The sequence below is a fragment of the Paenibacillus sp. Y568 genome, assembly GCF_059445545.1.
The window spans coordinates 85,693-107,509 of the sequence record NZ_JCAIUM010000002.1 but is presented as its reverse complement, the minus strand read 5'-3'; the positions used below and the strand labels follow the sequence as shown (position 1 = coordinate 107,509).

Annotated in this window: 23 protein-coding genes; 2 read left to right on the top strand and 21 right to left on the bottom strand. The window is 41.9% G+C overall.

The features are described from left to right. Positions 1 to 59 precede the first annotated feature (59 nt). Positions 60 to 629 carry an ArsR/SmtB family transcription factor gene (locus AC1D7X_RS03540; RefSeq protein ID WP_495456287.1) on the top strand — a complete coding sequence of 190 codons (570 nt, stop codon included), beginning with the start codon at positions 60 to 62 and terminating at the stop codon, positions 627 to 629. Between the two features lie 87 nt (positions 630 to 716). On the opposite strand, the gene AC1D7X_RS03535 is transcribed toward AC1D7X_RS03540, so the two are convergent. From AC1D7X_RS03535 to AC1D7X_RS03440, 20 genes are all read right to left on the bottom strand, one after another. Beyond that, the gene (locus tag AC1D7X_RS03535; protein WP_495474674.1) at positions 717 to 2,072 is read right to left on the bottom strand and encodes a dipeptidase; all 1,356 of its coding nucleotides are present in this window, start codon (positions 2,070 to 2,072) and stop codon (positions 717 to 719) included. 20 nt (positions 2,073 to 2,092) lie between these two features. Continuing rightward, positions 2,093 to 2,833 carry a tRNA (guanosine(37)-N1)-methyltransferase TrmD gene (trmD, locus tag AC1D7X_RS03530; protein ID WP_495474673.1) on the bottom strand — a complete coding sequence of 247 codons (741 nt, stop codon included), beginning with the start codon at positions 2,831 to 2,833 and terminating at the stop codon, positions 2,093 to 2,095. 2 nt (positions 2,834 to 2,835) lie between these two features. Next, positions 2,836 to 3,360, bottom strand: a complete 525-nt coding sequence (gene rimM, locus AC1D7X_RS03525; protein WP_495456290.1) for a ribosome maturation factor RimM — start codon at positions 3,358 to 3,360, stop codon at positions 2,836 to 2,838. Positions 3,361 to 3,482: 122 nt separating this feature from the next. Next, positions 3,483 to 3,713, bottom strand: a complete 231-nt coding sequence (locus tag AC1D7X_RS03520) for a KH domain-containing protein (protein WP_495456291.1) — start codon at positions 3,711 to 3,713, stop codon at positions 3,483 to 3,485. Positions 3,714 to 3,735: 22 nt separating this feature from the next. Then, entirely contained in the window at positions 3,736 to 4,008 is a 273-nt protein-coding gene (rpsP, locus tag AC1D7X_RS03515; protein WP_495456292.1) for a 30S ribosomal protein S16, read from the bottom strand. Between the two features lie 42 nt (positions 4,009 to 4,050). Then, a complete protein-coding gene (gene ffh / locus AC1D7X_RS03510) occupies positions 4,051 to 5,433 on the bottom strand; it encodes a signal recognition particle protein (protein WP_495456293.1) in 1,383 nt (460 codons plus the stop codon). Between the two features lie 20 nt (positions 5,434 to 5,453). Further along, a complete protein-coding gene (locus AC1D7X_RS03505; protein WP_495456294.1) occupies positions 5,454 to 5,810 on the bottom strand; it encodes a putative DNA-binding protein in 357 nt (118 codons plus the stop codon). 138 nt (positions 5,811 to 5,948) lie between these two features. Next, on the bottom strand, positions 5,949 to 6,596 hold the full coding sequence (gene trhA, locus AC1D7X_RS03500; RefSeq protein ID WP_495456295.1) for a PAQR family membrane homeostasis protein TrhA: 648 nt from the start codon (positions 6,594 to 6,596) through the stop codon (positions 5,949 to 5,951). A gap of 141 nt (positions 6,597 to 6,737) precedes the next feature. After that, positions 6,738 to 7,748: a signal recognition particle-docking protein FtsY gene (ftsY, locus tag AC1D7X_RS03495; protein ID WP_495456296.1), complete on the bottom strand. Its 1,011-nt coding sequence runs from the start codon at positions 7,746 to 7,748 to the stop codon at positions 6,738 to 6,740. Between the two features lie 31 nt (positions 7,749 to 7,779). Continuing rightward, positions 7,780 to 11,349, bottom strand: a complete 3,570-nt coding sequence (smc, locus tag AC1D7X_RS03490; protein WP_495456297.1) for a chromosome segregation protein SMC — start codon at positions 11,347 to 11,349, stop codon at positions 7,780 to 7,782. A 237-nt stretch (positions 11,350 to 11,586) separates the two neighbouring features. Then, a complete protein-coding gene (gene rnc, locus AC1D7X_RS03485) occupies positions 11,587 to 12,285 on the bottom strand; it encodes a ribonuclease III (protein WP_495456298.1) in 699 nt (232 codons plus the stop codon). A 12-nt stretch (positions 12,286 to 12,297) separates the two neighbouring features. Further along, entirely contained in the window at positions 12,298 to 13,536 is a 1,239-nt protein-coding gene (gene fabF / locus AC1D7X_RS03480) for a beta-ketoacyl-ACP synthase II (RefSeq protein WP_495456299.1), read from the bottom strand. A 142-nt stretch (positions 13,537 to 13,678) separates the two neighbouring features. Continuing rightward, the gene (acpP, locus tag AC1D7X_RS03475) at positions 13,679 to 13,912 is read right to left on the bottom strand and encodes an acyl carrier protein (RefSeq protein ID WP_044877691.1); all 234 of its coding nucleotides are present in this window, start codon (positions 13,910 to 13,912) and stop codon (positions 13,679 to 13,681) included. A 50-nt stretch (positions 13,913 to 13,962) separates the two neighbouring features. Next, complete coding sequence (gene fabG, locus AC1D7X_RS03470; RefSeq protein ID WP_495456300.1) at positions 13,963 to 14,712, bottom strand: 3-oxoacyl-[acyl-carrier-protein] reductase; 750 nt, start codon at positions 14,710 to 14,712, stop codon at positions 13,963 to 13,965. 49 nt (positions 14,713 to 14,761) lie between these two features. Further along, complete coding sequence (fabD, locus tag AC1D7X_RS03465) at positions 14,762 to 15,685, bottom strand: ACP S-malonyltransferase (RefSeq protein WP_495456301.1); 924 nt, start codon at positions 15,683 to 15,685, stop codon at positions 14,762 to 14,764. A gap of 45 nt (positions 15,686 to 15,730) precedes the next feature. Beyond that, positions 15,731 to 16,720 carry a beta-ketoacyl-ACP synthase III gene (locus tag AC1D7X_RS03460; protein WP_495456302.1) on the bottom strand — a complete coding sequence of 330 codons (990 nt, stop codon included), beginning with the start codon at positions 16,718 to 16,720 and terminating at the stop codon, positions 15,731 to 15,733. 8 nt (positions 16,721 to 16,728) lie between these two features. After that, complete coding sequence (gene plsX, locus AC1D7X_RS03455; RefSeq protein WP_495456303.1) at positions 16,729 to 17,721, bottom strand: phosphate acyltransferase PlsX; 993 nt, start codon at positions 17,719 to 17,721, stop codon at positions 16,729 to 16,731. Next, entirely contained in the window at positions 17,705 to 18,355 is a 651-nt protein-coding gene (gene fapR / locus AC1D7X_RS03450) for a transcription factor FapR (protein ID WP_495456304.1), read from the bottom strand. Before fapR ends, plsX begins: the two co-directional genes overlap by 17 nt. Before the next feature lie 170 nt (positions 18,356 to 18,525). Then, positions 18,526 to 18,699, bottom strand: coding sequence for a 50S ribosomal protein L32 (gene rpmF, locus AC1D7X_RS03445; RefSeq protein ID WP_036645943.1), 174 nt, complete (start codon positions 18,697 to 18,699; stop codon positions 18,526 to 18,528). Between the two features lie 52 nt (positions 18,700 to 18,751). After that, on the bottom strand, positions 18,752 to 19,267 hold the full coding sequence (locus tag AC1D7X_RS03440) for a YceD family protein (RefSeq protein WP_495456305.1): 516 nt from the start codon (positions 19,265 to 19,267) through the stop codon (positions 18,752 to 18,754). Positions 19,268 to 19,462: 195 nt separating this feature from the next. Here AC1D7X_RS03440 and AC1D7X_RS03435 point away from each other — a divergent pair, with 195 nt between their 5' ends. Next, positions 19,463 to 20,698 (top strand): nucleotidyltransferase, encoded by a 1,236-nt coding sequence (locus AC1D7X_RS03435; RefSeq protein WP_495474672.1) that lies wholly within the window; start codon positions 19,463 to 19,465, stop codon positions 20,696 to 20,698. On the opposite strand, the gene AC1D7X_RS03430 is transcribed toward AC1D7X_RS03435, so the two are convergent. After that, a complete protein-coding gene (locus AC1D7X_RS03430) occupies positions 20,688 to 21,731 on the bottom strand; it encodes a SepM family pheromone-processing serine protease (protein ID WP_495474671.1) in 1,044 nt (347 codons plus the stop codon). The genes AC1D7X_RS03435 and AC1D7X_RS03430 overlap by 11 nt on opposite strands. Between the last annotated feature and the right edge of the window lie 86 nt (positions 21,732 to 21,817).

The following is a 21,817-nucleotide window of genomic DNA, read 5'->3' as shown; positions in this document are numbered from 1 at the left end:
ATAATGAGTAAGTGCAGAGCTTGCATAAATACAGGATCTTATGATTGAGGTGCACGTGGATGGAGACAATAACATTAACGACTCTTGAGGAAATCAGAATATTTTCAGACCCTTACAGAATGGATATCATCGATGAATTTCAGAGGTTAAATCGACCCGCCACCGTTAAGGAAATTGCAGATATTATGGGTGAAGTACCTGCTAAGGTATATTATCACGCCAAAAAACTAATGAGTATTGGACTACTTACACTGGACCATACACAGCAAATCAACGGTATTACAGCGAAGTATTATCAAGCTTTTCAGGGCACGATTGCTGTTAAACGTAGTGAAACCGATACTCCTACTCACAATGTTCTATCTGAAACACAGAAATTACTTGGGGACATATATGAAAAGAATAAACAACGATTTCTCAGCATGGTTAGTATCGATAATAACAGTAAAGCCCATATCAGCAATCAAACCGTCTACCTGACGAAAGAGGAAGTCGAACAATTCTTGGAGATGATTAATCAATTCTATGAGACACATAAACAACCACAACCTCACAACGAGCAAGATAAATACGAATTCTTTACATCCATAGTCAAGGAGAAATCCACTAATCAGGACAAATTGTCCTAATCATACATATTATATAAAAAAGCCACCGAAGACATGATGTTAGTAGCACATCAGATCAAGGTGGCTTTTTTATTTACATGTTGCTTCTTAAACCTGTTTCAAAAATTCTACAATGGTCAGAAGACCTTTATCGAAGTTGTCCAAATTGAAATGTTCATTTGGTGCATGTAGATTCTCATCAGGTAATCCAAAACCCATCAATACAACAGGAACGTTTAACAAACGGCCAAATGTTTCGACAATTGGAATGGAACCTCCATCTTTTGTGAATACGGGACGAACCCCATATACCTCGTTAAATGCTTCTGCAGCCTTTTGTAGAACAGGTGTAGTCGTATCCATCGTAAACGGATTTCCTTTTTCACGTTGAATAACAGACACATTAGCACCCACAGGTACATTGGCATGAATATGTCGTTCGATTTTATCAAGAATATCTTGTGGCTTCTGATATCCTACAAGACGGCAAGTAATCTTCGCATGTGCTTCCTTCGGAATAACAGTCTTCGATCCTTCACCTTGGAATCCACCATATACGCCGTTTAGCTCTAGAGTTGGACGAGCTCCTGTTCTTTCCACAAAGGAGTATCCTTCCTCTCCATAAAGGGCATCTAGACCTAGATCTTGTTGTAATTTATTCTCATCAATCGATTGTTTTACAAATTCAGCTCGCATCTCAGGTGACAACTCAGGTACATCCTCATAGAACCCTTCCACGTTCACACGACCTTGATCATCATGAAGCGTAGCTAGAAGTGTCACAATCGCATGTAGTGCGTTAGGAACGCCTCCACCGAACGTACCCGAATGTAGGTCAGTATTGGCTGTTGTGATCTGAACATCTAGAGAACAAAGTCCACGTAAGCCGACACATATCGCAGGTCTACCTTTTTCAAGCAACGATGTATCCGAGATTAGCACTACATCTGCTGCCAATTCCGCACTGCGTTCTTCCAAGAAGGATGGTAAGTTCGGACTTGTTACTTCCTCTTCACCCTCGATACAGAATTTAATATTTACAGGAAGCTCTTTCTCTTGCTTAAGAAGTGCTTCCACGGCTTTGATATGTAGAAATACTTGACCTTTATCATCTGTTGCTCCGCGAGCAAAGATCTTATCTCCACGAATCGTTGGTTCAAATGGAGGTGTCTCCCACAGATTTAGCGGGTCAACTGGCTGTACATCATAATGTCCATATACAAGTACAGTCGGTTTACCTGGAGCATGTAAATGGTCAGCCGTTACAATCGGATGTCCCGTAGTTTGATGAATGGTTACATTCTCAAGGCCTGCTTTCGTTAACGAATCTGCAAGCCAGTCTGCCGCACGTATAACATCTGACTTATGTTCAGATAGGGCAGAGATACTCGGTATGGATAACCATTCTTTTAATTCATTTAAATGTTGTTCTCTTAGGTTTTCGAAATAGACTTTATAATCCATCTTGTTCCTCCCCTTCCATTCTATAAATGATTAGTATTATGGAGCTCCTTCAGATACTTCTTATCTTGCGCTGTAAGCTCAAGCTTATCAAGTAGATCCGGACGACGTGTAAAAGTTCGCTTCAACGCTTGCTGTCTACGCCATACATCTATATTAGCATGATGACCACTCAACAGCATGTCCGGAACCTTCCAGCCACGAAATTCAGCAGGTCTTGTGTAGTGTGGATACTCTAGAAGACCTGTGCTGAATGAATCTGTCACGGCTGACATCTCATTACCTAATACACCTGGTAACAATCGTACTACAGCATCGATAACAGTCATAGCAGGAATCTCTCCACCTGTAAGAACATAGTCACCTACAGACAACTCATCCGTGACTAGATGTTCACGAATTCGTTCATCGTATCCTTCATAATGTCCACATATAAAGATGAGATGTTCCTCTTGTGATAATTCTTCAGCCTTTTTCTGTGTAAATGTTTCTCCTTGTGGACACATTAGGATCACACGTGCCGGCTTATCGCTAGAAGTCATAACATGTTCTACAGCAGCAAAAATAGGTTCCGGCTTCAACACCATACCGCCTCCTCCACCATAAGGAGTATCATCGACCGTATGATGTTTACTTAAAGAGAAGTCTCTGAAATCGATGGCATTCAAAGACACGATTCCTTTGTCGTTCGCTTTGCCTAAAATACTACTCTCGAATACCCCTGTAAACATCTCAGGAAATAAGGTAAGCACATCTACCTTCATAATTATAACAATCCTTCCATGAGGTAAACCTTAACCTTCTTATTACTAACATCCACATCTAACACGACATCGTCGATCACTGGAATTAGAATATCTGGACCAGAAGCTGGTTTAACTACCCACACATCATTTGCACCAGGAGATATGATCTCAGTAATTATGCCAAGTGGCTTATCTTCATTCTCATCCGTAAACACACTGCATCCAATGATTTCATGATAATAGTATTCATTGTCTGGCAGTTCAACAAGATCAGTCTGAGATACTTTAAGCATACTTCCTTTGTATTTCTCAACCTGATTTATGTTTGTAAAGCCTTCTAACTTGAGAACGTACATATTCTTATGGAAACGTGCGGACTCTACAGTAATCCAGAATGATGGTGTTCCGTCCCCAGGAATCAAGAATAAACGTTTCCCTTTTGCGAAACGTTCTTCTGGAAAATCTGTGATCGGCAATACTTTGATTTCACCCTTAATTCCATGCGTATTCACCAATTTACCAACTGTTAATAATTGCTCAGACATATTCTCCTCCTACAAAAAAAGCGTTCTTACGCGCAGAATACTTTAGTTCATGCTTAATCTTACATCTTCAGCATGTACGAAAAAGGGCTAGGACATGCATCCTAACCCACTTTCGTAAATCTTTAAGATATGATATCCACGGTTACGCGTTTGTCCATTTTGACTGCTGCAGATGTGACTACTGAGCGAAGGGCTTTGGCAATTCTACCTTGTTTACCTATAACCTTACCCACGTCATCAGGATGAACGGACAATTCATAGACAACAAGATGATCCTTCTCCACCGTCTTCACGGTCACATCTTCAGGATGATCCACCAAAGCCTTAGCAATAACACTAACTAATTCTTCCATAGATACCCCTCACGATCAGTCATTATTTCTGTAACTTAAGTTCATGGAATTTCTTCATAACGCCTGCTTTACTAAGCAAGTTACGAACTGTATCTGATGCTTGTGCACCTGTTTGAAGCCATGCCAAAGCTTTATCTTCATCAATCTTAACTACCGCCGGTTGTTCAACTGGATTGTAGTAACCAATTTCTTCGATAAAACGACCATCACGCGGGGAACGGGAATCCGAAACCACGATACGGTAGAACGGCGCTTTATGAGCACCAATGCGTTTAAGACGAATACGTACTGCCACAAAATTCACCTCCTTCAAAAAATAAACTCATGATTTAGTATTTTAACGGAAAGGAAACTTCATGCCGCCTTTGCCTGCTAATCCTTTTAACTGCTTCATTGCTTTGCCTTTTGGACCTTTAGGTCCCATCATATCTGAGAATTGTTTCATCATTTTGCGCATCTCATCAAACTGTTTGATCAGTCGGTTTACTTCGGCAATATTGGTTCCACTACCTACTGCAATCCGTTTACGTCGTTTATGGTCAATAATCTCAGGATGTTGCTTTTCATGTTTCGTCATTGAGAACACAATGGCTTCAATACGACCCATTTGTTTATCGTCTACTTTAATATCTTTAGCCTGCTTCATCTTGCCCATACCAGGAATCATGTCCATAATTTGGTCAAGCGGTCCTAACTTCTTCACTTGATCCATTTGCTCTAGGAAATCATCGAACGTAAATTCTGAATTACGCATCTTACGTTCCATTTCCTTCGCTTTCTCAACGTCGATGTTAGACTGGGCTTTCTCAATTAGAGATAACATATCTCCCATACCTAGAATACGTGAAGCCATCCGTTCTGGATGGAAAGGCTCCAAAGCATCAATTTTCTCACCTAGTGCAGCAAATTTAATCGGGCAACCCGTTACTGCTTTGACTGAGAGAGCAGCACCCCCACGTGTATCACCATCTAACTTGGTGAGTACAACCCCTGTGAGTGCAAGTTGATTATTAAAGTTATCCGCAACGTTTACCGCATCCTGTCCAGTCATGGCATCTACCACAAGCAAGACCTCATCTGGATTAACTTCAGCATGAATCTGACGTAATTCTTCCATCAAGGTTTCATCAATATGAAGTCGTCCGGCTGTATCTACAATCAGATAATCATGTCCATGATCCTTAGCATGCTGCAAGGCTTGTTTAGCAATCTCAACAGGACTAACCTTGTCTCCGAGTGAAAATACGGGAACTTTGATTTGTTCTCCCAACACTTCCAACTGCTTAATGGCTGCAGGTCGATAAATATCTCCAGCTACAAGTAAAGGACGACTATTCTGCTTCTGAAGCAACTTAGCTAATTTACCAGAGGTTGTTGTCTTACCTGCACCCTGTAAACCAACCATCATAATCACAGTAGGAGGTTTATTGGACTTCGCAAGCTTAGCCTGACTTCCACCCATTAGTTCAGTCAATTCTTTATTAACAATGTCAATTATAATCATGCCTGGAGTAAAGCTGTCCATAACTTCTTTGCCAATGGACTTTTCTTTCACTTTGGCAACGAATTCCTTGACTACTTTGAAATTAACGTCTGCTTCCAATAAAGCAAGACGTACTTCACGCATCGCTTCATTTACATCGTCCTCAGACACTTTGCCTTTGCCGCGAAGCTTACTAAACACGTTCTGCAGCCTACCTGTTAATCCTTCAAATGCCATTCGCTGCCACCTCCCTACAACTATTCATATACTTGCAAACGATCTAATATTGTAACGATCTTATCCATATCTTCTGTTGAAACATCCACCGTAGTAAGTAGATGTCTTAATTGTTCTAGTTCATAATTACGTTGTTCATACTTTTGTAGAAGACTTAATTTCTCTTCATACATATCTAGAACTTGTTCTGCACGTTTAATGTGTTCATAGACTGCCTGCCGGCTTATTTCAAACTCAGCAGCAATTTCCCCAAGGGAAAAATCATCATGAAAGTAATACTTAAGGAAAGTCTGCTGCTTCTCAGTCAGCAGGTGTTCATAGAAATCAAACAGCCGATTTATTCGGTTTGTCTTCTCGAGCCTATCATCCTGACTCATTAAGAACACTCCCTTCGTCAAGGAAAAACACTTTACACTCAACGTCCCTAATAATACATAAAATAAAGAGAGATGTCAAGCAAATATCCTTGTCATCTCTCACCAAAGGTTTTCCCTACTTCAACTGCCTAAGAATGCTCACTGATTGGGCAGTAAATACAGAAACACAGAGAAGAAATGAAGTATACTTCCAGCTAATACGAACAGATGCCATATGGCATGGTGATAAGGAAATCCCCTCCATACGTAGAATACCGTTCCCAATGTAAACATGATTCCGCCAAGAGCTAGGAGTATGATTCCTCCCGAAGGTATAGCGGCTGTTAACGGAACCCATGCGATCACAATCATCCAACCCATCAAGATATAGAAGATTGTCGACATGAATAGAAATCTTTTGACAAAGTATGCCTTGAAGAAACAACCTAGAATGGCAAACCCCCACACAATTCCGAATAAAGACCATCCCAAGGGTCCTCGAATGGCAACAAGCATAAAGGGTGTATAAGAACCTGCTATATAAAGATAAATTGACGAATGGTCAAAGATTTCAAACAGATCCTTTACTTTACCTTCCCTGAAGCTATGAACTAGTGTCGAGTTTAAATACAAAATGAGCATGGATGCTCCGTAGATGGTGAAACTTACAACATGCCACGGCGTCCCTTTCAAACTTGAGAACACAATCAGTAATACAAGTGCCACAATACTAAGAACCGTTCCAATGCCATGAGTGATCGCATTAGCCACTTCCTCACGGCGTGTGTAAACATGCGTATTAGCCATAAATGAAAGATCCTTTCAATAGATACTTATATATTAATTATACACCTGCTAAACATTAGAATCCACATCACACATGTCAATTTAAAAAGGCATCTGCAGCTCTGAAATCTGCAAATGCCTATCTATTATAACAACATGTAGTTATGCCTCCGGATGAGAAGACTCATCTGCATCCTCTTCTTCTTGAATCAATCCTGCAAATAAGGCATGAACGAACTGCTGCGAATCAAAGGGTTGTAAGTCTTCCATTTTCTCACCTAGACCTACTAACTTCACTGGAATGTTCATTTCCTGACGAATGGCAACAACAATCCCACCCTTAGCCGTACCATCTAACTTCGTAAGAACAAGACCCGTCACACCACTCTTCTCGCCAAAGAGCTTAGCTTGACTCAGGGCATTCTGTCCTGTTGTAGCATCCAATACCATCAAGACTTCATGAGGCGCACCTGGAATCTCACGCTGAATAACACGGAATATTTTGTTCAGCTCTTCCATTAGATTAGATTTATTCTGTAAGCGTCCTGCTGTATCACAGATAAGCACATCCACCTGACGTTGCTTCGCCGCTTGAACAGCATCATACATAACAGCTGCAGGATCTGAACCCGCTTGCTGTTTAATCACATCTACTCCTGCACGTTGACCCCATACTTCTAATTGCTCAATAGCTCCCGCACGGAAGGTATCCCCTGCTGCTAATAGCACCTTTTTACCTTCTTGTTTAAAGCGATAAGCCATTTTTCCAATCGTCGTTGTTTTCCCTACGCCATTTACGCCAACAAATAGAATGACAGTTATACCATCTTTATTCATTGTTAGGGCATTATCATCATCCCCACGGAGCAATTCCATCAACTTTTGAGACAAGATAGGCTGTAGTTCCAAAGCATTCTCGATTCTCTGTTTCTTCACTTCAGCACGTAACTCATCGATCAAAGTCATGACTGTGTTAATTCCTACGTCTGCACCAATCAGGATTTCTTCGAGTTCTTCATAGAATTCTTCATCTATTTTCTTACGTCGAATCATTAGATCCGATACCTTCTCTACAAATCCCTTGCGTGTTTTCTCAAGCCCATCACGAAACTGCTTCGTTACAGCTTCTGTTTTGTTCGAAATATTTTCTTTCAGTTTTTTAAAAAAACTCATATGCTTCCTCCATCTCTATATCTACCTCTAATTAAGCAATTTCAGCTTCATCATTCTCTAACTTCACAGATACCAGCTTGGACACGCCGCCTTCTTCCATCGTTACGCCATAAAGTACGTCGGCTTCTTCCATGGTTCCTTTACGGTGGGTAACCACAATGAACTGGGTCTGTTCCGAGAATTCACGCAAATATTGTGCAAACCGAACGACATTGGATTCATCCAACGCAGCTTCTACTTCATCCAATACGCAGAAAGGTACCGGCTTAACCTGTAGAATAGCAAACAAGAGTGCCATAGCAGTCAAAGCACGTTCCCCTCCAGAGAGGAGTTGTAGATTCTGAAGCTTTTTACCTGGTGGTTGAGCTACAATATCAATACCAGTATCCAACATATGTTCTGGATCAAGGAGAACAAGATCTGCTCTACCTCCCCCAAATAGCTTCATAAACACCGTACCGAATTCACGTCGGATCGCATCAAATGTCGCTTTGAACCTCTTGGACATTTCGTCATCCATTTCACGGATCACTTCATATAATGTTGTCTTGGCGCCTATGAGATCTTCCTTCTGCTCACTCAAGAATTCGTAGCGTTCATTGACGCGTTGATACTCCTCGATAGCTCCCAGATTCACCTCACCAAGAGATGCTATACTACGTTTCAGATCTCGAACTTCATTCTGAACCGCAGGCACATCGTCTGGTATAGGATAACGTTGCTTAGCCAATTCGTAGCTCAGTTCATAGTCTTCACTAAGCTTTTTAAGGATATTATCTAACTCTACATCCAGTCGATTTACGCCAACCTCCGTCTGACGAAGTTGTTCATCTACCGTGCGAAGTTGTGTCCGTTGTTCCTTCGTTTCGTTCTCTTGTAATTCCAGTTTTTTAGATAACTGCATCCGGGAAGCTCGTTTGAAATCAAGTTGTTGAGATGACTCTTCCTTCTTCAGCTTGTACTGGTTCATGTTCTCAATTTGCTGGGCTGCTTCATTAGCATTCGTAACTAGGTCCGCTTCAATAGAAGCTAACAAATTTTTAGTTTGACGTAAATCTCGGTCCTGAGAATCGAAATCTGTTTGCGAACGTAGAAGTTGTTCTTCCAGTGAGAAACATTCCTGATCAAGCTTTCCTTCTTTTACTTTGAGCTGCGTTAACTGACTCATAAGCTCGTCTTTCGCAGATTCACTGGCTTTACGAGCGAACTCTGCCGCTTGAAGTGCCTGATGAGCAGACTGTTCCCGTTCTTCTAATTCAGCAAGTTTCTTCACAGCCTGTTCACGACTCTGGTCTAGCACTTTATTCTCTTCTGTAAATCCAGTCTTCTCTTGACCTGCTACTTCAACCTGTTCCATCACATGACGTAACTCATGCTGGAGTTGCTTCAGGTCTCCTGCAGCTTGTTGTTCTTCTATCCGCTTATCATCACCAGCTTGTCGAAGATCATCGAGCTTCTTCTGGGTCTTGGTTAATTGATTCTTAAGTTGTTGAATATTCTCTTGAAGTTTAATTAAATGTTTCTCTGTCTCTGCAATCTCTTGATCCAGGGAATCTAACTGACGTTTACGACTAAGTAAGTTGTTATTCTTCTTATGTTGACTACCACCTGTCATTGATCCGCCCGCATTGACTACATCACCTTCAAGGGTAACTACTCGGAATCTGTATTGACATCTGGAAGCGATTTTATTTGCGTCTTCTAACGTTTCCGCAATAATAACATTCCCAAGCAAACTACCTACAACTGAAGCATAGGTTGCATCGTACTGTACCAAATCTGCTCCTATACCTACAAACCCACCCGCTCCTTCAATAATAGAGCGATCACTTGCCGAGATATTTCTTGCTCTCATAACATCCAAAGGCAAGAAAGTCGCACGTCCAAGTTGACGCTGTTTCAGAAAGGCAATGGCCTGACGGGATACAGATTCATTATCCATAACAACATGTTGAAGAGATGCACCCATCGCCGTCTCCATGGCAAGTTCTAACTTCTCTGGTACGGTAATAAGTTCAGCGACAGCTCCGTGCACACCACTAAGTAGAGATTTACGGGAAGCCTTCAGGACTTCTTTTACACCCAACATAAATCCATCGAAGTCATCTTGCATTTCCTTCATGGTATCACGACGTGAAGTCTGTGCTTCACGTTTCTGTTCCCATTTACGTAATGTACCTTGGGTTTCTTCTAAGAGCTTCTGTACAGATTGATAACGTTCGCTCTCAGTTATATATCCTCCACGTAGCTCTCTGATCTCATTTGCAAATTTCTCTATAGCCTTATCGAGATGCAGTTTGCGTTCCAACAGCTCTTCCTTCTGACCTTCCCATTTCCCCGTCTCTTCTTCAGCACGGTTCATTCGACGAGAAAGTGTTTCCTTCTGCTGGTCTGCATAACGGATTTCGTTACGGGCTTGTGCCATTTCATTCATCAGTTCAAGTAGTGAACCTTTTAGAGTCTCTTCTTGTTGTTGACTAATTCCACCTGTGACTCCAACCAACTTCGCTTCTTCACCGGACAAATGATGACGTAGTTCCTTAAGTTCTTCCTGTAATGCTTCCAGTTTACTCTTCATGAGGGACAATTCAGCTCGTCTGTCCTCGACTCTCTCATCCCCAGTCGATAACGTCTCCACCAACTGTTCCCGATGTCCTTCTAGATTTCGCTTTCGCTCCCTAAGAACTTCACCCTGTCCTTCACTCTTCTCATAAGCTTCACTATATTGCAACAACTCATCTTGTAATGTCTCAACTTCTTGCTCAAGCTTCCGAAGTTTTGAACGATCACTTTCTAACATCGCATCATGAGCAGATACAACAGTAGATAGTTCAAGTTGTTGTTGCTGCAAGCCTGTAAGCTTGTTCGTAGCTTCGGTCCAATTCGTATGGATTTGTTCTATTTGATGAACATACATCGAAATTTCTTTACTTTTCAATTGTTCACGAAGTTGCTTGAAATGTACTGCTTTCTCCGACTGTTCTTTTAAAGGATCAATCTGGACTTCCAATTCGCTCACTAAGTCATGAATACGCAACAAATTTTGTTCCGTCTCATCTAGTTTACGCATCGCATCTTTTTTGCGAGATTTATACTTTACGATCCCAGAAGCCTCTTCAAATATCCCCCGACGATCCTCTGAGCGTGTACTAAGAATTTCTTCAATACGACCTTGTCCGATGATGGAATAAGCCTCTTTACCTATCCCTGTATCCATAAACAATTCAGTAATATCTTTGAGACGGCATGATTGCTTATTAATTAGATATTCACTGTCTCCGTTACGATGTACTCGGCGTGTAACCGTTACTTCGTTGAAGTCTAATGGCAGGACGTGGTCCTCATTATCTAACGTCAGTGAAACCTCACCAAAATTAACAGCTTTACGTGAATCACTACCGGCAAATATGATATCTTCCATCTTGCCACCACGTAGTGATTTAGCACTTTGCTCTCCCAAAACCCAACGAATACCATCAGAAATGTTACTCTTACCGCTACCGTTAGGGCCGACTACAGCCGTTATGCCTCTGACGAATTCCATTTCTGTTTTATCGGCAAAAGATTTGAAACCTGCTAATTCAATCCGTTTCAAAAACATATTCCCTAAATCACCTCTAAACCTTATAATACCACAACTTCTTCAAGTGAAAACACTACTAAAAAAAGCATTTGGTTAACTTCAAAAGTTAAACATGGCTTCATTCTCCAACATTATTAATTCCACTTCAACCATTTCATTAAATAAAGAGCAAAAAGCAGTCTTTGGCTCATACATCTGCCCATCTTGCACGACTGCTCTTTGCTCTTAAGTTATGAATGTTCTAACTTACGAATCTTATGATTCGGTTAGCTTCAACTGACTGAGTGCAACTGCCGCAGCTTGCTGCTCAGCTTCTTTCTTTGATCTACCGTTACCTTTTCCGATACGTTCATTGCCCATATAAACTTCAGAAACAAATTCACGTTCGTGTGCCGGGCCTCGTTCTTCAACGATTCGATATTCTAACTGTCCCATATTGTGATGTTGGGTGAATTCTTGTAGTTCAGTCTTATAATCACTCATTTGGAGCTTTCCGCTCTCAGATACTTGCGGAAATACATATCGTTCCAAAAATAAGCGAGCTGCTTCAATTCCCTGATCCAAATATAATGCCCCGATAAAAGCTTCAAAAACATCAGCAAGTAAAGCTGGACGCGTACGTCCCCCTGTTAGTTCTTCACCTTTACCTAGCAATACATATTGACCAAAGCTCAAAGCTTCAGCGAACTTAACAAGAGATGGCTCACATACAATCGCTGCACGAAGTTTAGTAAGTTCACCCTCCGGTTTCGTTGGAAACAGGTTGTACAAGAATTCGGATACCGTAAGTTCCAGCACAGCATCTCCTAGAAATTCTAGGCGTTCATTATCATGATGCTGGCTGAAACGGTGCTCATTGACATAAGAAGCGTGAGTAAAGGCTTGCTTCAAGAGAAGTTTATTATGAAATTGGACATGAAGTTGTTGCTGTAAATGCTTCAGATCACCGCTCAACAAACTGTCCCCTTAAACTTCATATTTTTTTAATATAATCGATGCATTGTGTCCACCAAATCCAAAAGAGTTGGACATTACAATATTTAAATCTGCTGGTCTAGCAACATTTGGAACGTAATCCAAATCACATTGAGGATCAGGCTCATCCAAATTAATCGTAGGAGGTATCGTTTGATTACGCAAAGCGAGAGCACATATGACAGCTTCTACACCACCCGCAGCACCAAGTAAATGTCCTGTCATGGATTTAGTAGAACTAACCGCTACCTTATATGCGTGATCTCCAAGAGCCATCTTGATGGCTTTCGTCTCTGATATATCGCCTACACCCGTTGATGTGCCATGAGCATTGATATAATCGACGTCTTCAGGACGAATTCCCGCCGTTCTCATCGCCATCTTCATACAACGAGCAGGACCATTAGGATCTGGATCTGTCATATGATGAGCATCTGCACTCAGACCATAACCAAGAACTTCTGCAATAATATTCGCACCGCGCTTCTGTGCATGCTCTAACGATTCCAAGACGAGCACGCCAGCCCCTTCTCCCATGACGAATCCATCACGGTTTGTATCAAAAGGACGACTTGCTTTCTCGGGTTCATCATTACGTGTAGACATCGCACGCATAGCACAGAATCCCGCTACGCCCGTGGGGCGTATTGTTGCTTCAGCACCACCACAGATCATTACATCGGCTTCACCATTCTGGATCCATCTAACAGAGTCTCCAATGGCATGTGAACCTGATGCACAAGCGGATACAGAAGCTAGATTCGGCCCTTTAGCACCTAGTAAGATAGATAAATGACCTGACGCCATATTACCGATCATCATAGGAATAAAGAACGGACTTACACGTTTGGGACCTTTCTCCAACAAAATGTTATGTTGATCTTCCCACGTTCCTAAGCCCCCAATACCAGAACCAATAATTACACCGACACGTTCCGGATCGGAATCATTAGCAATATCGAGACCACTGTTCTGTACCGCCATCATTCCAGCTGCTGACGCAAACTGAACGAACCGATCCATCTTACGCATTTCTTTACGATCTACGTAGTCTTCGGCATTAAATTCCTTCACTGAAGAAGCAATTCTTGTGCTGTAATCACTAACATCAAAAGACTCTATCTGAGAAACTCCAGATTTGCCAGCCATGAGGTTACTCCATAGACTATCTAAATCTTGACCTAATGAAGTCACAACGCCCATACCGGTTATCACTACTCTATGATTCAACGCATTCACCTCTATAATAGACTGCATATGCATAATTTTCGTTATTTAACTTTGAACTAAGAACGCTTGTACATCAGTAACGTCCCGAAGATATGGAGAAGTCCCGCCTATAAGCAGGATCGGGACTTACCAATGAAGGATTTTAGGTGTGAGATTGTATGTAGTTAACAACTTCTCCCACGCTTGTAATTTTCTCTGCATCTTCATCAGAGATTTCAATATCAAATTCATCTTCCAATTCCATAACTAATTCAACAACGTCAAGAGAATCAGCACCAAGATCATCTTTAAAAGATGATTCTAATGTAACCTCGGCTTCGTCAGCACCTAAGCGATCGACGACGATGCGTTTTACACGCTCCAATACATCGGACATCCGGTTCACCTCCTCCTCTTTGGTATTATACGAGAATTTTTTTCAAAATGCTACATCACCATTCCGCCATCCACATGTAAGGTCTGGCCTGTCATATAGGACGCGCTATCAGAAGCCAAGAAAGCCACCACTTTGGCGATCTCCTCTGGCTGTCCAAGGCGTGCTAGTGGGATATCAGCTATAAGCTTGCCCCGCAAGTCTTCTGACAACTCCTTGGTCATATCCGTATCAATAAAACCAGGAGCTACACAGTTAACGGTTATCCCTCGCGAAGCAAGCTCACGAGCAGATGATTTGGTAAGCCCAATCACACCTGCTTTCGCTGCAACATAATTGGCTTGACCTGCATTACCAAGAACGCCTACAACGGATGAAATATTAATAATCCGACCATAACGTTGTTTCATCATGGGACGGGTCACCGCTTTTAAACAGTTAAACACACCTTTGAGGTTCGTTTCAATAACAGAATCGAATTCTTCCTCTTTCATACGCATAATTAGATTATCTCTAGTAATACCAGCATTATTCACCAGAATGTCAATACGTCCCAAGGCATTAATCGTTTCTTTAATCAAATTCTCTGCCTGTTCACTATTACCGACATTCGCTTTCAGAGCTACTGATTCTACTCCCAAAGCATGAATCTCAGCAACAACTTCTTGTGCAGCGACCTCATTACCTGAATAATTAACTATGACATTTGCACCTAAACTGGCTAGATTAAGAGCTATGCTACGCCCTATACCACGTGAAGCCCCCGTTACAAGTGCAACTTGTCCGCTTAAAGGTTTGGACATTTCAAAGTTCCTCCTTTCTCCAAGTATACATTTGTAAACTGTAGAACTTCTATAATACCATTTCGAGACTTTCTAGACTATTGATGTTAATTAACTTCACCGTTTTATCGATTTTCTTAATTAGACCTGTCAATACATTACCTGGCCCAATTTCAACAAACGTATCTACCCCTTGCTCAATTAGAAAGCGAATACTATCTTCCCATAGAACAGGTGAGTAAACTTGTTCAACTAAGAGTTCACGAATACGATCCCCACTAGTAACCAACTCTGCTGTTACATTAGCTACGACTGGGACTTTAGGTTCATGGAAAGGAACGGCATTCAACTCAACAGCAAGCTGTTCCGCTGCTACTTTCATCATCGATGAATGGAAAGGACCGCTCACTTCAAGCGCGATTGCCCTTTTGCCACCCGCTTCCTTGACCCGCTCGCTTACAGCTGTAACACCTAACTGAGAACCCGAAATAACAATCTGTCCAGGACAATTAATATTGGCTAGTTCAACAATATGTCCACTCTCACTAACTTGGGCACATAATTGTGATAATGCCTCACGATCAGCCCCTAGTACTGCTGCCATAGCACCTTCGCCGCCAGGAACGGCCTGTTCCATATAATGACCACGCGCACGAACAATCGCTACCGCATCCTCTAAGGAAAGAACCCCCGCAGCTACAAGAGCACTATATTCACCTAAGCTATGCCCAGCAACAAAGTCTGGTTGTATCCCTTTTAGCCGTAAAGCTTCTAAATAGGCAATACTTGTAGCTAATAAAGCCGGTTGTGTATTAAAGGTCTGCTTCAATTCTGAATCTGGGCCTTCAAAGATCATCGTCGATAGATCGAAATCTAATACTTTATCAGCAATTTCAAAGACCTCTCGAGAAGGAGGAACGGCATCATATAGATCTTTTCCCATGCCTACCGTTTGAGCTCCTTGTCCCGGAAATACAAATGCCATTTTCCCCATGGTCCATCTCCTCAAGAACAAACTTCTTCTTTGTTTATCATAATATTACCAAACAAGAACACAAGCTCCCCAAGTTAATCCGCCACCGAAACCGACCATTAAGACCGTGTCGCCTTCTTTCATTCGGCCTTGCTCTGCTGCTTCTACAAGTGCAAGTGGAATAGAGGCTGCTGACGTATTCGCGTACTTATCCACATTAATAACGCATTTCTCTGGTGGTAAATCCAATCGATTCATAGCAGATTGAATAATACGTATGTTCGCTTGATGTGGTACAAATAGATCAATTTCTTCCTTGGTCTTCCCAGCTTTAGCCATAACTGCCTCAGTTGCGGAACCCATAACACGTACCGCGAATTTAAACACTTCGCGACCGTTCATGTAAATGTAATGCTTCTTGTCTTCAATCGTTGCAGATGATGCTGGTTCACGTGAACCCCCAGCTGCAAGATTTAGCAAGTGACCGCCTGATCCTTCAGCTCCCAGATCAAAGGATAAGAAACCTCTTCCTTCTGGCACTTCACCTATAACAACCGCGCCAGCTCCGTCTCCAAACAATACACAAGTATTACGGTCCGTATAATCTGTAATTCTCGATAAACAATCAGCACCAATGATAAGGGCATTATTATACATCCCAGTTTTAATAAAATTCGTAGCTGTAGCTAAGCTATATACGAATCCAGAACAAGCTGCTGATAGATCGAATGCCGCTGCCTTCTTAGCCCCTAACTTCTCTTGAAGTATACAAGCTGTCGATGGAAAGAATGTATCCGGTGTAACAGTAGCCACAATGATCAAATCAAGTTGATCTGCTGTCATCCCAGCGGATTCTAATGCTTTTATAGCAGCTTCATAGGCAAGATCCGATGTAGCCTGCTCTGGTGCAGCAATATGCCGTTCTTTTATACCTGTACGACTTACAATCCATTCGTCATTGGTATCAACCATCTTCTCCAGATCACTATTCGTAAGAATCTTCTCTGGAACATACTTCCCTGTACCTAGTATCCCTACCGCACGTAATTCCTTCATCCCGTCACTCACTTCCCGCTAATTTCCTTTGATATACTCGGTACCAATTCATTCTCAAGGGCAATTCTTGTCTGTCTTACTGCATTCTTGATGGCATTTCCATCTGAAGAGCCGTGGCTTTTCATTACTAGACTACTTAATCCAAGCAGAGGCGCAGCTCCAGCTTCAGTATAATCTAATTTCTTCTTTAGTGCTTTTAACTGAGGCATCAATAATGCAGCCCCCATCTTACTCTTAAAAGATTGGCTAAATTGCTCCTTCAGTAAACTGAACATAGCTCCAGCAGTTCCTTCAATGCTCTTCAGTAGAATATTTCCGGCAAATCCATCACATACAAGCACATCACAATTACCAGACATGACATCACGTGCTTCAACATTACCCACAAAGTGAATCGGCATCTCCTGTAAAAGAGGAAAAGCCTCCTTCGTCAGCTCATTACCCTTACCTGGTTCAACTCCCACATTAAGAAGACCTACACGTGGTTTAGCGATACCCTGTACCTTCTGACGGTATAAGCTACCCATTAGGCCGAATTGAGCCAAATGTTGTGGCTTAGAATCCATATTAGCACCTAGGTCTAAGGCAAGCACCCCAACCTCATCTAACGTAGGAATCATAGGGGCCAATGCTGGACGTTCTATGCCTTCCATGCGACCGACGACGAGTAATCCTGTAGTCATAAGTGCCCCCGTATTGCCAGCGGAAATCAAAGCATCTGCACTACCTTCCTTCAGCATCCGTCCCGCAACGACCATAGAGGCATCTTTCTTACGACGCACTGCTTTAACAGGCTCATCTTCAGAGTTGATTACTTCACTCGCATGCTCGATGATAACATTAGCAGGTAATGTCTGACCATTAAGTAACGACTCTATCTGAGCTCGGTCTCCTACGAGAATAATCTCTATGTCTTTCCATTCAGCGGCAGCCGCTAGCGCCCCATCTATATTAGACTGAGGAGCATGGTCTCCACCCATAGCATCAATGGCGATCCTCATGCTGCATTCCTCCCTCGTTGTTCTCTTCCACAGTGGATCTGTAAATAAGGAAATTGCCTTGGAAGACCATTTCATCACCCACGTAGGTAAACACTTCAACTTTGGCCTTACCTTTATGATTAGCCATATTTCTGACATAGGCTTTAGCTATACACTTTTCTCCTAAATGAACAGAACGAAGGAATCGAATATCAGACGACGCTGTCAATGCAATCTCATCATTAATGACAGCTACTGCTAACGAGTTCGCTTGTCCAAATACATAATGCCCACGGGCAATGTGTGTTCGGGAGAATACATGTTCATCTCGAATTTCAAATATGGAAATGCCGCTCTTGTCCAACTGCAAGTCCACGATCTCCCCCACCACTTCATTCAAAGGTAAGGAGCGGACTTGATCATGCGAATGCTCCGCCATCTGCTTCATCCGTTCGCGTAGCTCCGGTATTCCTAGTTCCATTCGATCTAAACGAATCGTTTGGATGCTAACTTTTAATTCTCGTGTCAGTTCACGATCCGTGACAAATGGATTCGCTTCGATCAACTCCATCAACTGCCGATGGCGCATCTTCTTAGGTAATCGTTCGATGACGGTACACCTCCTTACATCTTTTAAATAGAAGCTTACAACCATTTATAGAAATATATAAAATTATTTTATTTTAGAACCTGGTACTAATATGTAGTATAAATCATGATGCCTTAAAAAGAAAGTCCCCTCGTAATCCTCTAGTATACCTATACTTTCTTATATTTCAAAAAAAATAGCACCTCACCAAAGATGAAGTACTACTTGTTTGTTAATTACTGCGAAATAATTTCTCTCGATTTGTACGTTCCGCACACTTTACATACGTGGTGAGCAAGCTTCAATTCTCCGCATTGTTCACATTTCACCATACCCGGCACTGCCAGTTTAAAGTGAGTACGACGTTTGTCACGACGTGTTTTGGACGTTCTTCTTTGAGGTACTGCCATGTTCCCACCTCCTTATTTCAATCAACTCGTCAATAACGAGAAGAATGTTACATCATTGTTGTTCAAAAAAATCTTTCAGCGCCGCAAGCCGTGGATCGACTACTTTCGTGTCGCAGTTGCATGTGCTTACATTCAAGTCTGTCCCGCACTTCTGGCAAAGTCCTTTGCAGGATGCCTTACATAACGGAATCTGAGGCAGATACAGCAGAAAAGCTTCTTCCACAAATGGGACAAGATCCACAACATCATCTTCCACGTAAATGATATCACTATCTTCATCCTGAATCTCTTCAGACTGCTTCACCAACTTGAAGATTTCATGAAACGGAATGTACAATTGCTCAGGAACTTCTGTCAAACAGCGCGAACACGCCATATCAACTTGTCCAGTAAGCTTACCTTGAACCTCTACCGTGTCATCACCCACAAAAGACGCTTCTAAATCGACATGAACCGATTCTGCAGCAATAATATCTTTGCGACCTTCAATGGCACGATCTACATTCACTTGTTCTTGAAAATGTAAGGGTCCGTCTAACTTTACAATTTTACGAAATTCAAAATGCACTTTTATCACTCCAAACAAACAAAAATTATTATACCGAGATATGAGTAGGTTTGTCAACAAGAATCACATTACACACCGTTATTCTTTCTGAACTTGATCATAATTATGATATATTTTTAAAGAACCCTATAATTAAGTAATAACGACTTCGCTGTCGTTATAGATCAATAAATTTATCAAGGAGTTGAGCTCAAATTGGGTACAGTTGTAGGCATTATTGTGGAATACAATCCATTACATAACGGTCATGTCCATCATTATAACAGAGCCAAAGAGATTTCGGGAGCAGAACATTCCATCGCTATTCTTAGTGGCCCTTTCTTACAGCGTGGTGAACCTGCACTTCTGAGTAAATATGCACGTGCAGAGATGGCCCTCGAGATGGGTGTGGACTTAGTTATAGAGTTACCCATCCATTATGCTGTTCAGCCAGCAGAATGGTTCGCGTATGGTGCTGTGTCCTTACTAGAAGCTACGGGTATCGTGGATAGTCTTTGTTTTGGAACAGAGAGTGGCACGCTTACTCAACTTCTACCCCTTGCAAAGGAACTTGCTAATGAGAATAACACGTTGAAGCAGGAGCTTACCCGATTATTAGATCAAGGTATCAATTACCCGACCGCGTATAGCTCAGCAGCAGGTGCACTGTTTACTAGTGATGAAGAAAAGGAGAATATTCGTCAACTCCTTCTACAGCCTAATCACACGTTGGCTCTTCACTACCTTATAGCGCTTGAACGTCTCGGTAGTGCCATTGTTCCCCTAACCATCCCAAGAGAAAAAGCGGGTTATCATGATATTACTCCTTCACATTCTAACATCGCGAGTGCTACTGCTGTTCGAAAGCTCATTCTAGATAACGACTTAGATACGGCAACTTCGTATGTTCCGCCATACACGTTAGAGATCATGCGTAGAGAATTTGCAGCCGGGCGCGGGCCCATTCATTGGGAGTCGTTCAGACAGCCTCTAATGCATCTATTAATGACACACACGACATCCCAGCTGTCTCTGTTGCATGAAGTTACAGAAGGCTTAGAATACCGAATTAAGAAGCTTCTGCCTGTTCTATCCCAAGTAACTATCATGGAACTACTCCATAGCTTGAAAACAAAGCGTTATACCCATACAAAATTACAACGTATGTTGACGCACATCTTACTTCAGCATACAAAAGAAGAGATGTCACCCACCAATTTATTAGAGGGACCTGGATATTTACGGATTCTCGGTTTTAATAGTCATGGTCAACAACTGCTAAAACGTATGAAGAAAACCGCGACTTTGCCAATTGTAATCAAAGCTTCCACTCTCAATCATCATCATCTTGAACGAGATTTACAAGCCGCAAATGCGTATGCCAACGCCTACAATCAACCCAATACTCGTGAAATATTCAGAGATTATTATGAGCCCCCTATTAGGATGTAGTCTGAAGTTGATCCATATAATGCAAAGCGTCATCCAAAGTTGATACTGGAATCAGCTTCATCTTGGTTCCAATATCATCCGCTTTAGTCTTGGCCTCGTTGTAGTTGTCTTTAGGAACGAAAAAGAACTGTGCATTCTCACGATCCGCTGCAACGATTTTATGTTTGACTCCGCCAATAGGCCCTACGGTGCCATCTGCTGAAATTGTACCTGTACCGGCAACACGGTAACCTTTTGACAAATCCCCAGGTGTCAATTGATTATAGATTTCCATCGTGAACATAAGTCCTGCGGAAGGGCCACCCACCTTCGTATTCAGAAACTCAACTTGTTTTTGAGGATCTTTCGCAGTCACTTTCTGCATCGCACCAATCATAATACCCAGTCCAGGTCGAGTGGTGTTTGTCTCACTATCTTGGATAGATACTAAGGGAACCTTCTCAACAATCATTTTTCCGGCTCTCTCTAACTTCACCGATACAATATTACCGATATTCTTGCTCTTTAAGAGCGTTGCTAAGTCCACATTATTACCGATCGGCTTCAAGTCGACTTCAAGAACCTTATCTCCCGGTTGGAAGTACTGGCTATTCGTAGAATCTTTAGGTGTAGAGAATACAAATAGATAATCCGTTAATATTTCATAAGGTACATCAGCTTCCTCATATGCGGCTTCAACAGCAGATGATTGTGAGTCACTCATATAAAACAACTGTTCCGCTGCATATTCCTCTTTACTCTTATCACCTAATCTAGTTTCCTTCTTATCCACTTCCGCATGCGAGTTAAAAGCAGAGAATGCCAGTAGTGCAATATTAGCGTAACTTGCTGATACCGTTGTCATCATAAAGGTTCCTTGCTCCGTACTATCGCCATCTTTTACCGTAATCATAGGCTTTACCTCTTCTGCACTACCTGGCTGGTATACGATATACGGTGTCGGCATGTAGACCACAACATAACAAACAAGGACGATTATAAAGATATACTTGAACACCCTTATGGCTTGTGATTTATTATTAGAACCCTTCATATTCTTCTCTTCCCCCTGCATCTTTCAGATCCAAGCTGGTATTATGTTCCTCATCAACGCATAAATTGGGTATTACATAGCTTGTT